General features: G+C 63.0%; 11 protein-coding genes and 1 tRNA gene. 3 read left to right on the top strand and 9 right to left on the bottom strand.

Annotated features, from left to right (window positions below; translation table 11 throughout):
• Positions 1-25: 25 nt before the first annotated feature.
• The 3 genes from mgtE to R8L07_10140 form a co-directional block, all read right to left on the bottom strand.
• Positions 26-1,426, bottom strand: a complete 1,401-nt coding sequence (gene mgtE / locus R8L07_10150; protein MDW3205894.1) for a magnesium transporter — start codon at positions 1,424-1,426, stop codon at positions 26-28.
• Positions 1,427-1,465: 39 nt separating this feature from the next.
• A complete protein-coding gene (locus R8L07_10145; GenBank protein MDW3205893.1) occupies positions 1,466-3,739 on the bottom strand; it encodes an NADP-dependent malic enzyme in 2,274 nt (757 codons plus the stop codon).
• Between the two features lie 136 nt (positions 3,740-3,875).
• A tRNA-Leu gene (locus tag R8L07_10140) sits at positions 3,876-3,962 on the bottom strand.
• Between the two features lie 111 nt (positions 3,963-4,073).
• Here R8L07_10140 and lipB point away from each other — a divergent pair.
• Positions 4,074-4,784, top strand: a complete 711-nt coding sequence (lipB, locus tag R8L07_10135) for a lipoyl(octanoyl) transferase LipB (GenBank protein ID MDW3205892.1) — start codon at positions 4,074-4,076, stop codon at positions 4,782-4,784.
• Positions 4,785-5,019: 235 nt separating this feature from the next.
• Here the strand turns inward: lipB and R8L07_10130 are convergent, their stop codons facing one another.
• The 3 genes from R8L07_10130 to ipdC all read right to left on the bottom strand — a co-directional run bounded on the left by R8L07_10130 (position 5,020) and on the right by ipdC (position 8,099).
• Positions 5,020-6,045 (bottom strand): DUF3179 domain-containing protein, encoded by a 1,026-nt coding sequence (locus R8L07_10130; protein ID MDW3205891.1) that lies wholly within the window; start codon positions 6,043-6,045, stop codon positions 5,020-5,022.
• Positions 6,046-6,121: 76 nt separating this feature from the next.
• The gene (locus R8L07_10125; GenBank protein MDW3205890.1) at positions 6,122-6,409 is read right to left on the bottom strand and encodes an acylphosphatase; all 288 of its coding nucleotides are present in this window, start codon (positions 6,407-6,409) and stop codon (positions 6,122-6,124) included.
• A gap of 55 nt (positions 6,410-6,464) precedes the next feature.
• Complete coding sequence (gene ipdC / locus R8L07_10120; protein ID MDW3205889.1) at positions 6,465-8,099, bottom strand: indolepyruvate/phenylpyruvate decarboxylase; 1,635 nt, start codon at positions 8,097-8,099, stop codon at positions 6,465-6,467.
• Between the two features lie 184 nt (positions 8,100-8,283).
• Here ipdC and R8L07_10115 point away from each other — a divergent pair, with 184 nt between their 5' ends.
• Positions 8,284-9,240, top strand: a complete 957-nt coding sequence (locus R8L07_10115; protein MDW3205888.1) for an NAD(P)-dependent oxidoreductase — start codon at positions 8,284-8,286, stop codon at positions 9,238-9,240.
• On the top strand, positions 9,233-10,696 hold the full coding sequence (locus R8L07_10110; GenBank protein MDW3205887.1) for an AMP-binding protein: 1,464 nt from the start codon (positions 9,233-9,235) through the stop codon (positions 10,694-10,696). The genes R8L07_10115 and R8L07_10110 overlap by 8 nt, the downstream gene beginning before the upstream one ends.
• Positions 10,697-10,733: 37 nt before the next feature.
• Here the strand turns inward: R8L07_10110 and R8L07_10105 are convergent, their stop codons facing one another.
• From R8L07_10105 to R8L07_10095, 3 genes are all read right to left on the bottom strand, one after another.
• Complete coding sequence (locus R8L07_10105; GenBank protein MDW3205886.1) at positions 10,734-12,743, bottom strand: acetyl/propionyl/methylcrotonyl-CoA carboxylase subunit alpha; 2,010 nt, start codon at positions 12,741-12,743, stop codon at positions 10,734-10,736.
• Positions 12,744-12,758: 15 nt separating this feature from the next.
• Entirely contained in the window at positions 12,759-14,291 is a 1,533-nt protein-coding gene (locus R8L07_10100) for an acyl-CoA carboxylase subunit beta (GenBank protein MDW3205885.1), read from the bottom strand.
• An 84-nt stretch (positions 14,292-14,375) separates the two neighbouring features.
• On the bottom strand, positions 14,376-15,074 hold the full coding sequence (locus R8L07_10095; GenBank protein MDW3205884.1) for an ATP12 family protein: 699 nt from the start codon (positions 15,072-15,074) through the stop codon (positions 14,376-14,378).
• Positions 15,075-15,143 lie beyond the last annotated feature (69 nt).

Raw genomic sequence — 15,143 nt, 5'->3', positions numbered from 1 at the left:
ATCAGAAGCAAGAGTCGTGCCTGACCTAGAGCAGTACCCAGCTGGCCAGTCCCAGGAAGACGAAGAATCCCACCACATCGGTCACCGTGGTCAGGAAGACCGTCGACGCAATCGCCGGGTCCTGCCCCACTTTTTCGATGCCGAGCGGGATCAGCACGCCGCACAATCCGGCGATGACGAGATTGGCGATCATGGCGATGGCAATCACGCCGCCCAACAGCGGGTCGCTGAACCACAGCCAGGCGATGATCCCCATGATCACCGCAAACAGAATGCCGTTGGCACTGCCAACCAGCACCTCCTTGATCAGAATTCGAAACGCATTCTTGGTCGTCAGTTCATTGGTTGCCAGCGCACGCACGGCAACCGTCAGCGTCTGTGTCCCGGCATTGCCGCCCATCGAGGCAACGATCGGCATCAGCACCGCCAGCGCCACGACCTTGGCAAGCGCCTCTTCGAACAGGGCGATGACCAGAGAGGCGACAATGGCGGTCGCCAGATTGACCAGCAGCCATGAGAACCGCAGCCGCGTTGTCTCCAGAAAGTCGGAATAGAAGTCATCCTCGCTGACCCCACCGAGTTTCAGGATGTCGTCCTCGTGCTCCTCGTCCATGACGTCGACGATGTCGTCGATGGTCAGGACCCCGACCAGGCGTCCGTCCGCATCGACGACCGGCGCCTCGACCAACCCGTACTGCCGGAAAAGGAACGCCACGTCTTCTTGATCCATGTCGGCCGGCATGACCTTGTTGTCGGTCTCCATCACGGCCGAAACCGGGACCACACGCTTCGTTCGCAGCAATTTCGAAAGCTGCACCAGCCCGACCGGTTTGTGGGCAGGCGTCACGACGATCAGATTGTAGAAATCATCCGGAAGGTTCGTATCCTCGCCACGCATGAAGTCGATGGTCTGGCCGACGGTCCAGAATTCCGGAATCGTCACCGTCTCCCGCCGCATCAGGCGGCCGGCGGAATACTCCGGGAAGCTCAGGCTCTGTTCGTAAAGAGCGCGATCTTCGGCCGAGACACTGTCCAGGATCTCGCGCTGATCCTCCTCGTCCAGATCTTCCAGGAAATCAACGACATCGTCCGATTCCAGATCACGAACAATGTTGGCCAGAACGGCGTTGGGCAGTTCGTCGACGATGCTCTCTCGCACCGAATCGTCGAGATAGGAAAAGACGTCGGAATCCAGTTCCTCGCCCAGCGCATGGACGACGGCCAGACGGTCGTCCTTGGTCAGGCGTTCCAGAAGGTCGGCAAGGTCGGCGGCATGAAGCGGGATGACGAGCGCGCGGATCGCACTCGGCGACTCGCCTTCGTCGACGGCAGTCTCGACGGCCTCTACGGTCTCGTCGCTGAGGCCGTAGAGTTCGTCGAACGCGTCAGTGTCCTGCGATTCCGTCTCTTCCAGCGTCTCCGACATGACGTGGCCCGCCTGTTTCCAGCCTGTGCGCCGGTCCGGCTACTCCGCGGACCGTGCTTCCATTTGTGCGTCGACCACGGCAACCGCGGTCATGTTGACGATCCCCCGCGCCGTCAGCGATGTCGTCAATACATGAACCGGCCGCGACGCGCCGACCATGATCGGCCCCACCGACAGTCCGTCCCCCAGCATCTTGACCGCATTGTATGCGATATTTGCGGCATCCAGGGTCGGCATGATCAGCAGGTTTGCCGCGCCGGTCAGCTTGTTGTCCGGCAGCAGCGTCGCCCGCAGCGTTTCGTCCAGCGCGGTATCGGCATGCATTTCGCCTTCCACCTCAAGATCGGTCTCGCGCTGCAGAATGGCAACCGCCTCACGCATCTTGATTGACGTCGGCGAGTCCGAACTGCCGAAATTCGCATGCGACAGCAGCGCGATCTTGGGTTCGATCCCGAAGCGCTTCACCTCGTCCGCCGCCAGAACCGCCATTTCGGCCACCTCTTCGGCGGTCGGATCGAAGCTGACATGGGTATCGGCAAAGAAGAAGATACCCTTGTTCAGGATCAGCATGTTGAGCGTCGAGAGGTCCCGTGCCCCGTCGCGTACCCCGATGACCCGGCGGACATGCTTGAGGTGATCCCGGAACCGCCCGATCGTCCCGCAGATCAGGGCATCGGCCTGCCCCAGTCGCACCATCAGCGCCCCGATCACCGTGGTTCGGGTGCGCACCACTTCCCGCGCCAGTTCCGGCGACACGCCCTTTCGGCCGGTCAGTTCGTGGTATTCGGTCCAGTAATCCTTGTAGCGCGGGTCGTCCTCCGGGTCGCAGAGTTCGAAATCCCGGTCGATGGTGAGACGCAGCCCCAGCTTCTCGATACGACTGGTCACGACTTTTCGCCGCCCGATCAGGATCGGGCGCGCGATACCGTCATCCACGACGACCTGAACGGCGCGCAGAACGCGCTCCTCCTCGCCCTCGGCATAGACCACGCGTTTCGGGTCGGCGATGGCCCGGTCGAAGATCGGCTTCATCACCGTGCCGGAACGATAGACGAAGCTTTCCAGGCGCGCGTTATAGGCCTCGAAATCCTCGATCGGACGGGTCGCCACGCCGGATTCCATCGCCGCCTTGGCGACGGCCGGGGCAATCTCCAGGATCAGGCGTGGATCGAAGGGTTTCGGAATCAGATGCTCCTTCCCGAAACCGCCGGTCTTGCCATAAGCCTTGGCGACCACTTCCGAGACTTCCCGCCTGGCCAGGGCGGCGATCGCCTTGACGGCCGCGACCTTCATTTCCTCGTTGATCGTCGTCGCGCCGACATCCAGCGCCCCACGGAAGATGAACGGGAAGCACAGGACGTTGTTGACCTGGTTCGGATAGTCGGACCGGCCGGTCGCCACCACCGCCTCCGGACGGACTTCCAGCACGTCCTCGGGCAGGATCTCCGGATTCGGATTGGCCAGCGCCATGATGACCGGTGCCTTGCCCATGCGCTTCACCATGTCCGGCTTCAGGACATTGGGGGCGGACAGGCCCAGGAAGACATCCGCGCCGTCAATCACGTCATTCAGGGTCCGCAGGTCCGACTTCTGCGCATAGATCCCCTTGTAGGGGTCCATCTGCTCTCGGCCCTCATAGACCAGCCCGTCGATATCGGTGACCCAGATGTTCTCACGCTTCGCGCCCATCGCCTCCAGCATCGCCAGACAGGCCAGCGCGGCGGCGCCGGCACCGGATGCGACGATCTTGATGTCCTCGAACTTCTTGTCGACCAGTTCCAACGCGTTGAACACGGCCGCCGATACGATGATCGCCGTACCGTGCTGATCGTCATGGAAGACGGGAATGTTCATCCGCTCACGCAGGCGGCGTTCGATTTCAAAGCATTCCGGCGCCTTGATGTCTTCCAGATTGATCCCGCCGAAGGTCGGCTCCAGCGCCGCGACCACATCGCAGAACCGATCGACATCCTTCTCGTCGACCTCAATGTCGAAAACGTCGATCCCGGCAAATTTCTTGAACAGGACCGCCTTGCCCTCCATCACCGGCTTGGCGGCCAGCGGACCGATGGACCCCAGCCCCAGAACCGCGGTCCCGTTGGAGATGACGCCGACCAGATTGCCGCGCGCGGTCAGGGTCGCGGCCTCGCCCGGATCGCGTTCGATCTCGCGGCAGGCGGCGGCGACGCCGGGGGAATAGGCGAGGCTGAGATCGCGCTGGTTGGCCAGCGGTTTGGTCGCGACGACGCTCAGTTTTCCGTAAGGAGGCAGCCGATGATAGTACAGCGCCTCCTGGTCGAAATTCTTCGCCATGCGTGGATATCCCCCGATTGAATGATAACCCGGCGCGGACTCGCGGCCGACCGATGCTGCGCCATCATCTTAGCGGATTTGCCGGTGGGGGAAAGGGCCTCCCTTCAGCGCTTTACGCCTATCGGGAGCAGGCAAATGGTGCGGTCGAGAAGACTCGAACTTCCACCCTGTTTCCAGGACAGCGACCTCAACGCTGCGCGTCTACCAATTCCGCCACGACCGCACAATCATGCCGGGCCGAGGGGTTTCGCCCCCGGAAGGCCGATGGTATAGCCAATCGAACGCCCCCGATCAAGCGGGCGAAACACTGGAAAGCCAGGAAATCGACGGAACGATGAGCGAGACGGCAACAGCCTGTGAATCGGCGCGGCGCAGCGAGACGGCGCGGCCGGAATGGCGCATCTCCGACGGGCTGACGGACTATGAAACCGCGCTGTCGGAAATGGAGGCCCGTGCCGCCGCGATCCGGGCCGAGGGCGCGCCGGAGCAGGTCTGGCTTCTGGAACACCCGCCGCTGTATACCGCCGGCACCAGTTCAAGGGCCGAAGACCTGCTGACGCCAGACCGCTTCCCGGTCTATCAGACCGGTCGCGGCGGGCAGTATACCTATCACGGCCCGGGCCAGCGCGTCGCCTATGCCATGCTGGACCTGAAGGACCGCGGCGCCGATGTGCGCTGCTACGTCCATGATCTGGAGGAATGGGTGATCCGGGCGCTGGCACGCTTCAATGTTGTCGGCGAACGGCGCGAGGGCCGGGTCGGAATCTGGGTCGCCAGAACGGACCCTGGGGGGAACGGGCGCGAGGACAAGATTGCCGCGATCGGTGTGCGGGTCCGGCGCTGGGTCACGTTCCACGGCATCGCGATCAATGTCGAACCCGACCTGTCGCATTTCAGCGGGATTGTGCCCTGCGGCATCGGCGATGCGAATCTGGGTGTGACGTCGCTGGTGGATCTCGGCCTGCCGGCCACGATGCACGATCTGGACATCGCACTGGAATCCGCCTTCGCGGAAGTATTCGGGCCGATCGGCCGGAGGATCTGACCCCCCGTCGCTCGGCGGGTCAGTCGGTCGGATGAGGGCCCTTCAACGGGTGGTCCTGATTCCGTTCCTTTTCGTCAATCTTCATATCGACCTTCCAGGGTTTTGGTCTTATGTCGCTGACCGGCGATATCAGGATACACGATATGCCACCGATCATTAAGCCTATCGCAAGATCGAGGCCAAATTAGCGAAAAACCGACCTTCAATTAGACGAAAACGTCGAATTTGGCGGTTTTTACTTGATGTGGATTGTCGCGTCCGGGCGAAAAGCGTGAAACGCAAAGGCGAAATCTACGAAATACGGCACATCCTGCCCGTCCTTTGACGCGATGACTGTTCCGACGTCCCGACCTGCTTCGATCCGGTAGGTATCCAGGGCGGAACTCTGACCCGGCGTCCAGGTCAGCACGACCCCGTCCGCCGTTTCGATCCGCCCCTTTTCCCGCAGCAGCGACAGGGCCCAGGCCTCCCGTTTGTCCGCCAGGGAAACCACGCGGTCGAGCGGCGCTATGCCGTCCGGCACGTCCCCGTCATACAGAAACGGGAAGGACGCACTGTCATATCCCTCATAGGGATTTGCTCCATAGGATCTGAGGTTGGAATTGGCCGGAATCAAGACCCGGGCGGATGCGGGTGCGCGTTCGACAAACTGCGCGAAGCTTTCCAGCCGCGCCGGCAGGATATCCAGTTCCGACCCGACCAGCTCGCCGACAATGGCGGTACCCGTGAATTGCTGCCACCAGGTTTCTGTCTGCCGGTCATACATGATCAGGTCGGAATGCCGCAGGCGACCCGTGGTGCCGAAATCCAGAACGCGGCCGTCGAGCCGACGGTCGAACACGATCACCGCGTTGCACAGGGGACAGAAGGTTGCCGCCACCGGCACGCCGCCGATCGTGTCGTTGGCGATCTCATGCCACATCAGGACGCGCAACGGATAGGCCCGCCATTCCCCGTTGATATGCAGCCCGACCACCGGCTCGTTCGGGGCAATGTCGTCAATGTCGCCGACCGACACGAAGACCGGGTCGTCGATTGCCGGAATGCCGTCCTTCGGCGGTCCGCCGGAACGGATCTCGCCAAGGTCGATCGCGGCCCGGGAGAAATCCGTGGAGAACTCGGCCCTGGCCTGCGACAGACAGAACCTGCCAATCCGCTCGGCACAGCCGAAGGTCAGCCCCTGGGCCAGGGCTTGGGGCGAGGCACCCCCCTGCACCGCGAGTCCGAGCATCAGGGCGATCATGAGATGGGACGACTTCATGCCCACAGTCTGCACCGAGGCGGCGACCCCGCGGAATCAAGCCTTCGTGACCCGAATTTGACCGTCCTGTCCCGACCTAGGGCGCGCCGTCGCGGCGGACCTCGAAACCGTTGACGGCGGGCGCGTCGCAATCGGCGGCCTCAACCCTGGAGACGCGGGCCAGAGGCGGACCCTCGCGACAGGCCGCCAGCATGGAATCGACAGCCGAAGACAGGCCGCTGAAGACCGCTTCGACGGAACCGTCGGCACAGTTGCGGACCCAGCCCGTCAGGCCGTGCTCCCTGGCGGTCTGCTCCGTCCAGGCCCGATACCAGACACCCTGGACCTTGCCGCTGATTCGGACATGCACATGACGGTCGGTCACGATCTTGCCTCCTGTCCACTGCTCTCGGTCAGGCTAACCGGATCGACGCGGCGGGTCACCCTTCCTGGGACAGGGCGGACAGCGATCGGATGGCATCCACGAAACGCTGCAGAGTGTCCGAAATGGCACCACGCGGCAGCATGACCTCGATTAGTTGAAAGCAGCTTTCGTCCGCATGAGCCGCCTCGAACGCCTGCGCCAGTTCCGCGCGGGTCGTGGCGCGATGGCCGCGTCCACCCAGATTGTCGGCCAGGGCGGCAAATTTCCAATCGGGCAGGTCGTGATAGCCCGGCCCCGGCTGAAACACGCGCAGCATCTCCCAACTGGCGTTGTTGAACAGCACGACAATCGGATTCCAGCCGTATTTCCGGCAGTTCCCCAATTCCCATCCGGTCATCTGAAAGGCGCCGTCGCCGACCAGAATCATTGGCCGGCGCCCGGTCGCAGCCTGAACGCCGAGCCCGCCCGGAACGCCGAAACCCATACTGGCGTAGTAGCCGGGCGCGGCCAGTTCCGAATTGTCGATATCCATGGCGGTAAACAGGCAGTCGCCCATGTCGGAGGTCATCGGCATGGGTCCGTAGCGGTCGAACAGGTCGTTGATGCCGCGCGCGATATCCATCGGGTGAATGGTCTGGTCGTCGGCTTCCAACGGGCCGAGCCTCGTCTTGCGCTTCCCGGACTCCGCCGCGCCCAGCGCCTCGGCCTCCGCCAGCAGGGCATCCACGAAGGCACCCAGCAGGACCTCCGGATAGTAGTGCAGCCCGACCCGGACCTGACCGTCGAAGGCATGAACCGCATGGCGCATGTCGACCTTGCCGCCGGACACCCCGAAATTCGTATCGCACAGGATGACACCCAGCATCAGCAGGCAATCCGACTGCTCGACGACGGCGCTGACCTCCGGCTTGCCCGCCGCCCCCAGATAAGTGCCGGCAAACGGAATGTTCTTTCCGGCCATCAGGCCGCGGCCCATGAAACTGGTTGTGACGGGAATCTTCAGTGCCCGTGCAAGCTCCGCCACCCGCTCTTCAATGCCATAGCGGCGGGCCTCGACGCCTACCATCATCGCCGGGCGGGCCGCGGCCTTCAGGCGGGCCAGGACTTCTCGCGCCGCCGACTGCGCCGCTTCGGCGTGGCCCTGCGGCGGCTTGTAATCCGGCACGGGGGCGATGTCCGCCGCAACCAGATCACGTGGAATTTCGAGATAGACCGGACGGGATTCGTGCAGGCAGCGATCCAGCACCCGGGCGATCTGGGCCGGGGCGGTTGCCGGGTCGTCCAGCCGTGCCCGATCGCAGGTCAGTTCCTTGAAGATCTCCCACTGCGAATCCAGACGCTTTACCTGATGGTGCAGCAGCAGGCCGCGCGTTCCTTCCCCCGCCCCCGGCGCACCGGAAATCACCACCATCGGCGTCTTTTCGGCATAGGCCTGGGCCACCGGATTGATCATGTTAAGCGCCCCGGCCCCATAGGTGACACAGGCGACAGACAAGCGGCTGGTAAAGCGCGCCGCGCCGTCGGCGGCGAAACCGACACCCGGCTCGTGGCTCAATGTATAAAGCGGCAGGATCGCACTGGATTCCACGATCTTGAAAAACGGCAGGGCAAAGTCGCCCGGAATGCCAAACACTTCCCCCGCGCCCCGCGCTTTGAGGGCGGTCAGTACCGCCTCGGCCAGTCCCGGCATCACATTGTCCCCCGTTCGGTCTCACCGTTGATTTCATCACTATGACCAGTGAAAATTTTTGGCGCAATCGGGCCCGACAAATACGCAACAGACGGTATGCAATCCGCAAAATCCATGAAACGGTACGGGGCGAATCCACAGAATAACGGCAATGCCGTTACCCTGAATTTTGGGAGCGCACTGAATGAAAATCGGCTTTATCGGACTGGGCAATGTCGGCGGCAAACTGGCAGGCAGCCTGCTGCGCAACGGGGTGGACCTGACGGTGCGCGACCTGAATCGGGAGACTGCCCAGCGTTTCCTGGATGGCGGCGCGAAATGGGCCGATAGCCCGAAGGCGATGGCGGAGGCTTGCGACATCGTCATCACCTGCCTGCCGTCACCCGCCGCCAGCGCCGCCGTCATGGACGCAGAAGACGGAATTCTTGCCGGTCTTTCCGACGGCAAGATCTGGGCCGAGATGAGCACGACCGACAGTGCCGAGGTCACGCGGCTGGGCCGGCTGGTCGAAGCCAAGGGCGCGGCGCCGGTGGATTGCCCCGTATCCGGTGGATGCCATCGTGCCGACACCGGCAACATCGCAATCTTCGCCGGCTGCGAGCGGGCGACCTTCGAGCGCCTGTTGCCGGTCCTGACCGTACTGGGCCGGCGTGTGCTGCATACCGGCCCATTGGGCAGCGCCTCGGTGCTGAAAGTCATCACCAACTATCTGGCGACCGCCAATCTGGTCAGTGTCTGCGAGGCGCTGATGGTCGCCGGAAAGTCCGGCCTGGACCTCGGCATGGCTTTCGAAGGCATCAAGATCTCGTCCGGCAATTCCTTTGTCCACGAGACGGAAAGTCAGGTTATCCTGAACGGCAGCCGCGACATCAGCTTCACGATGGATCTGGTATTGAAGGATATCGGCCTGTTTCAGAGCGTCGCGGACAAGGTTGGCGTACCGTTGGAACTGAATCCGCTGCTGATCAAGATCTTCGAAGACGGTCAGGATCGCTACGGGCCGCGCGAATGGTCCTCCAACATCATCCGCCGCCTGGAGGATGCCTGCGGCACGCAGATCGTGGCACCCGGCTTCCCGGCGCAGCTTGTCGACGACGAACCGGAAGAACCGGGATATGAGGTAACCGCCCGACGTGCCTGACCCCGCCCCGACAAAGCCGCAAGACGGTGTCGCCCGAACCGGCGACTATCTGGCTTTTCACGCGGCCCTTCGTCCGCGGGCCACGGCACTGGTCGGGAAGGACAGGTCGCTGACTTTCGCCGAGTTGCAGGAACGGGTTCGCATTGCGGCCGGCGCCCTGGCCGAATCCGGCCTCCAGCCGGGCGATCTCGCCTGTGTCGAGTGGACGGGCTTGATCGATCACATGTCCCTGCTCCTGGCCTTGGAGCGGCTGGGTGTGGCGAGCGCAACCTTCCTGCCGGATGCCCAGCAGCAGGATCACGCGGAGATGCTGTCGCATGCCGATCTGATCCTGGTCGACCGGTTCGCAGCGGACAAGACACGCCCGTCGCGGCGCATCGAGGGAATCTGGGCCGCGCGGTCCGATGACGTCGCCCCTCCGGAAACGCCGGCTGACCCGCAGGCGGTCTATCGCATGGTGACGAGTTCCGGGACCACCGGCGCGCCCAAGGTGATTGCCATCACCCAGGGCCAGACCGAACCGCGCCTGGATGTGATCCAGTGGATGGTCGGTTTTTCAACCGGCTCCCGCTTCGTGCACAGCATGCCCTATACGTTCCAGGGCGCCCAGTTTCAGGCTTCAGCCTGTCTCAGGGCCGGTGGGACCAGCATTCATGTGGACCTGGGCGGGTTCTGGGACAATCTGTCGGTTCTGGAAGCAACCCATACGGCGGTTCTGCCGTTTCACTTCACGACCCTTCAGGCGGAAAAGACGATACGTGCACTACCGCAGGGGCTGACGGTCACCTCCTACGGCGGCGCGATCCCCGACCCGATACGCGCGCGGCTCCTGGAACTGCGACCGGATATCCGGCTGTTCGAGACCTATGCCACGAACGAGCTTGGCACCATTGCTGTTCGTCTGCCGGATGGCAGCCATTGCTGCTGCCCCGGATCGGAGGTTCAGATCGTCGACGCCGATCACACGCCTCTTCCTGTGGGAGAGGAAGGGACGGTCCGTATCCGCAAGACCGGGATGGTCGCCGGCTACATCTACAATCCGCAGGCCACCACCGAGAAGTTTCACGATGGCTGGTTCTATCCCGGAGACATTGGTGTCCAGCCGGAAGCGGGCCGTTTCCGGATTCTCGGACGGGATGATTCCCTGCTCAATGTCGGTGGCCTGAAATTCCCGGCGGAGGAATACGAAAGGAAGCTTACCGCCCTGGCGGAGTTCGAGGATGCCTGTGTCCTTGCCCGCCCCAACGCCCAGGGGGAGAACGAGGCCTGGGTTGCCCTGGTCAGCGAGGCGGACCTGCCCTTCGACGCGGTGGCCGAGCTCGTCTCTTCGACGCTTCCCGAATTGATCGGGAGAATCAACATCTTCACGACCCGGAAAATTCCCCGGACAGCGAGCGGCAAGATCCAGCGCCAGAAGGTACTGGACGCCCTGAACCGGCGGGACCGGGCGCAGTAGACACGGGGAGCGCAGCCGCTCCCTGCATGTCATCCCGTCATTCGAATTCCAGGATCGGCTGGTCGACGGCCAGACTGTCGCCCTCGGCCGCGTGAGCCTTGAGGACGGTTCCACCGCTGGTCGCGCGCAGAACGTTCTCCATCTTCATCGCCTCGACAACCGCCAGTTCCTTGCCGGCTTCGACCGTATCGCCTTCCTGAACCATCAGGCGAACCAGCAGGCCCGGCATCGGCGACAGCAGGAATTTCGACATGTCGGGCGGCGGCTTGTAGGGCATCAGGCGACGCAGCTTCGCGTGCCGGCTTTCCAGCACCAGCGCCCGGATCCGCGCGCCGTCATGGCTCAGCACGAATCCGGCACCGTCCCGATCGATCTGGAACAGTCGTTCGACATCGTCGACCGCCCCCCGGAAGATCGGGAAACCCGGCTTCCAGGAACTTTCGACATAGATTTCGCGGCCGTCGACCGTCAGGCGCGTCCCGTCGCTCAAACGTTCCAGATGCAGGGAAACCTCGACCAGATCCTTGTCGCCCAGGAAGACCGTGTAGTCCGTCGGCAGATCCGGCGCCCGGTTCTCCTCCTGTCCGGTCAACCGACGTTCCCGTGCTTCGACCCGATCCTGAATCACCGCCGCGACCGCTGCAAACAGGCTCGGGTCCTCCGGTTTCAGGTGTTCTTCGGTCAGGCCGTCGGGATATTCCTCGGCAATGAAATTCGTCGTGATCTGCCCTTCGGCGAAACGCGGGTGTTTCGCCAGATTGGCCAGAAATGGCATGTTGTGGCTGAGGCCGCGCACATGATAGCCGTCGATGGCCCGGCGCATCTCCTGGATGGCTTCGGCCCGGTCCTTCCCGCCGACGATCAGTTTCGAGATCATCGGATCGTAGAACATGGAAATCTCGGCGCCCTCATAGCACCCGCTATCGACGCGCACGCGATTGTCCATGGCGCCCGGTTCGATATAGCGGGTCAGGCGGCCGGTGGACGGCAGGAAGCCGCGCTCGGCATCTTCGGCATAGAGACGTGCCTCAATGGCCCAGCCCTTCAGCTTCACATCCTTCTGGGTGAAAGGCAGCTTTTCGCCGTTGGTGACCCGGATCATCAATTCGACCAGGTCGAAACCGGTCACGAATTCCGTCACCGGATGTTCGACCTGTAGACGGGTGTTCATTTCGAGGAAATAGAAGTTCCGGTTCTTGTCGACGATGAATTCGACGGTCCCGGCAGTCCGGTAGTTCACCTGTTTCGACAGGGCGACGGCCTGTTCACCCATCGCTTTCCGGGTCGCCTCGTCCAGGAAGGGAGACGGCGCTTCCTCGATGACTTTCTGATGGCGGCGCTGAATGGAGCATTCACGCTCACCCAGATAGACGCAATTGCCATGACCGTCTGCCATGATCTGAATTTCGATATGGCGCGGTTCCTCGATGAACTTTTCGATGAAGACGCGGTCGTCGCCGAAGCTGTTACGCCCCTCGTTCATGGCGGAGACCAGGCCGGAGCGCGCTTCGTCGTCGTTCCAGGCCAGTCGCATGCCCTTACCGCCGCCGCCCGCCGAGGCCTTCAGCATCACGGGATAGCCGATCTCCTTTGAGATGCGAACCGCTTCTTCGGGATCGGTGACGGCTTCCAGATGGCCGGGCACCGTGTTGACCCCTGCGGCCTGGGCGATCTTCTTGGATTCGATCTTGTCGCCCATCGCCTCGATCGCGCCGACCGGCGGACCGATGAAGGCAATGCCTTCCTTCTCCAGGCGCAGCGCGAAATTCTTGTTCTCGCTCAGAAAGCCATAGCCCGGATGCACCGCCTCGGCGCCCGTCTGCTTGCAGGCCTCCACAATGCGGTCGATGACCAGATAGCTTTCCGACGACGCGGCCGGACCGACCGGCACTGCCTCTCCGCCCAGCGCCAGCGCCGTCTTTACATGCAGCGCGTCGGCATCGGCTTCCGAATAGACCGCGACGGGGGCAATCCCCATCTTATGCGCCGTGCGCATCACGCGGCAGGCGATTTCGCCCCGGTTGGCGATCAGGATCTTCTTGAACATGGTTTTCGCCTCCCCTTAGAGCGGAATGTTCCCGTGTTTCTTCCACGGGTTCTTCAGGTCTTTGGTGCGCAGCATGGACAGCGCCCGGGCCACGCGGCGGCGGGTGTTGTGGGGCATGATGACGTCGTCGATGAAGCCGTGCTTTCCGGCGACGAAGGGATTGGCGAACTTGCTGCGGTATTCCGCCTCTTTCTCCGCCAGTTTCTCCGGATCGTCGCGGTCGCCGCGGAAGATGATCTCCACAGCACCTTTCGGGCCCATGACCGCGATTTCGGCGGACGGCCAGGCATAGTTCACATCGCCGCGCAGATGCTTGGACGCCATGACGTCATAGGCGCCGCCATAGGCCTTGCGGGTGATGACCGTCACCTTCGGCACCGTCGCCTCGGCATAGGCGTAAAGCAGTTTGGCGCCGTGCTTGATGATGCCGCCGTATTCCTGGGCCGTACCGGGCAGGAAACCGGGGACGTCGACCAGGGTTACGATGGGGATGTTGAACGCATCGCAGAAGCGCACGAAGCGGCCGGCCTTGATCGAGCTGGCGATATCCAGACAGCCGGCCAGAACCATCGGCTGGTTGGCGACGATGCCGACCGGATGGCCTTCGATCCGCGCAAAGCCGACGACGATGTTCGCCGCATTGTTCGGCTGCAACTCGAAGAAATCGCCCTCGTCGGAAATCTTATGGATCAGTTCCTTGATATCGTAGGGCTTGTTCGGATTTGGCGGGACCAGCGTATCCAGCGACATATCCGGCCGGTCGATCGGGTCGTCCGTCGGGCGGTGCGGGGGCCGTTCCTTGTTGTTCAGCGGCAGGAAGCCCATGAAACGGCGAAGCTGCAGGATCGCCTCGACATCGTTTTCGAAGGCCAGATCCGCGACGCCGGATTTCGACGTATGGGTCGACGCGCCGCCCAGTTCCTCGGCGGTCACGGTCTCGTTCGTGACGGTCTTAACGACTTCCGGCCCGGTCACGAACATGTAGGAACTGTCCTGGACCATGAAGATGAAGTCCGTCATGGCCGGCGAATAGACCGCGCCGCCGGCGCATGGACCCATGATCATGGAAATCTGCGGCACGACCCCCGACGCCAGAACGTTGCGCTGGAACACGTCGGCATAGCCCGCCAGGGAGGCGACGCCTTCCTGGATCCGTGCGCCGCCGGAATCGTTGAGGCCGATAACCGGCACGCCGACCTTCATTGCCTGGTCCATGACCTTGCAGATCTTGCGGGCATGAGCTGCGGAAAGCGATCCGCCGAAGACCGTGAAGTCCTGGGAAAAGACAAAGACTCGGCGGCCGTTGACCAGCCCGTGCCCGGTGACCACGCCATCCCCCGGCACGCGGTTTTCGTCCATCCCGAAATCGGTGCAGTCATGTTCGACGAACATGTCCCATTCTTCGAAGGACCCCTCGTCCAGCAGCAGTTCCAGGCGCTCACGCGCGGTCAGCTTGCCCTTTCCGTGCTGGGCGTCGATCCTGGCCTGGCCGCCGCCCATCCGGGCCCCGGCGCGCATATCCTCCAGGCGTTGAAGAATGTCCTGCATGGGAATCCCCCCGCTCGAATGTTTGTTCGTCTTGTTTCGATCCAGTGTTTTACAGGGCGGTTACGGCCCTGACCAGCGGTACGATTACGCAGGTGCGAGAAGGGTCAGGAAGCGGTGCGCCTGGTCGATTTCCCGCGCCAGCCGGTCGCGCCGCGCCGCCGCCTCCTCATCAACGCCCCACAGTTCCTCCTGATAGGTCTCATCGATCCGGGACAGGGCAAAAGCGGAAGCCGGTTCGCAATGGCCTTCGACCACCGCAAGCGCCAACAGGAACGATCCGGTCGCCGTGGTCATGACATGGACCGCCGTCAGGTGATGGGCATCGAACGATTCCGCAACCGCCCGAAAGCGCGCGCGGGTTTCCTCCGGCTGGTCAACCGGCATGATGCCGGCAGTCGTGTTGAACTGAACGTCGTAACGCTCTCCAGCCCAGGCCAGCACCGGATCCCAGCCCTCCGCCTGGCGCTGGGCCAGTTCGATCGGCGTTTCGGCGCGGTAGCACAGAAGATCCGACCCGGCATAGCCCGCAGCATCTGCGGCGACGTCCCCCCGCGCGGCGGCGACGCGATCGATGGCCGTCGCGGCCAGGGTCATCATCGGCATGGAATCCGGAACGACCTTGTCCCCCTGTTCCGCCCATTCCGAAGACACCGCCTCCGCAAGCGCCCGCGTCGGCAGTACAAGCGCCGCCTTGGCCGGCGTACGAACGGTCTTGCCGTCGAGCAGCACCGTGAAGCCGCCTTCGACCTCTCCGACACTGCTTTCCTTGTAGAAACGTTTCATTTCGCCCTTCCGGTCCTGAAAGAAAAAGCCCCGGCTGCTTAGGGCAGCCGGGGCCAATGCTCAAGTCCG

It is taken from the genome of Alphaproteobacteria bacterium, assembly GCA_033344895.1.
GTDB lineage: Bacteria > Pseudomonadota > Alphaproteobacteria > UBA8366 > Aestuariispiraceae > Pacificispira.
This window is presented reverse-complemented; position numbering and strand designations above follow the sequence as displayed.

What these genes read in the sequence shown, in the direction of transcription:
- mgtE (MDW3205894.1), bottom strand. Translation starts at nt 1,426, where the DNA reads ATGTCGGAGACGCTGGAAGAGACGGAATCGCAGGACACTGACGCGTTC.
- R8L07_10145 (MDW3205893.1), bottom strand. Translation starts at nt 3,739, where the DNA reads ATGGCGAAGAATTTCGACCAGGAGGCGCTGTACTATCATCGGCTGCCT.
- lipB (MDW3205892.1), top strand. Translation starts at nt 4,074, where the DNA reads ATGAGCGAGACGGCAACAGCCTGTGAATCGGCGCGGCGCAGCGAGACG.
- R8L07_10130 (MDW3205891.1), bottom strand. Translation starts at nt 6,045, where the DNA reads ATGAAGTCGTCCCATCTCATGATCGCCCTGATGCTCGGACTCGCGGTG.
- ipdC (MDW3205889.1), bottom strand. Translation starts at nt 8,099, where the DNA reads ATGCCGGGACTGGCCGAGGCGGTACTGACCGCCCTCAAAGCGCGGGGC.
- R8L07_10115 (MDW3205888.1), top strand. Translation starts at nt 8,284, where the DNA reads ATGAAAATCGGCTTTATCGGACTGGGCAATGTCGGCGGCAAACTGGCA.
- R8L07_10105 (MDW3205886.1), bottom strand. Translation starts at nt 12,743, where the DNA reads ATGTTCAAGAAGATCCTGATCGCCAACCGGGGCGAAATCGCCTGCCGC.
- R8L07_10100 (MDW3205885.1), bottom strand. Translation starts at nt 14,291, where the DNA reads ATGCAGGACATTCTTCAACGCCTGGAGGATATGCGCGCCGGGGCCCGG.
- R8L07_10095 (MDW3205884.1), bottom strand. Translation starts at nt 15,074, where the DNA reads ATGAAACGTTTCTACAAGGAAAGCAGTGTCGGAGAGGTCGAAGGCGGC.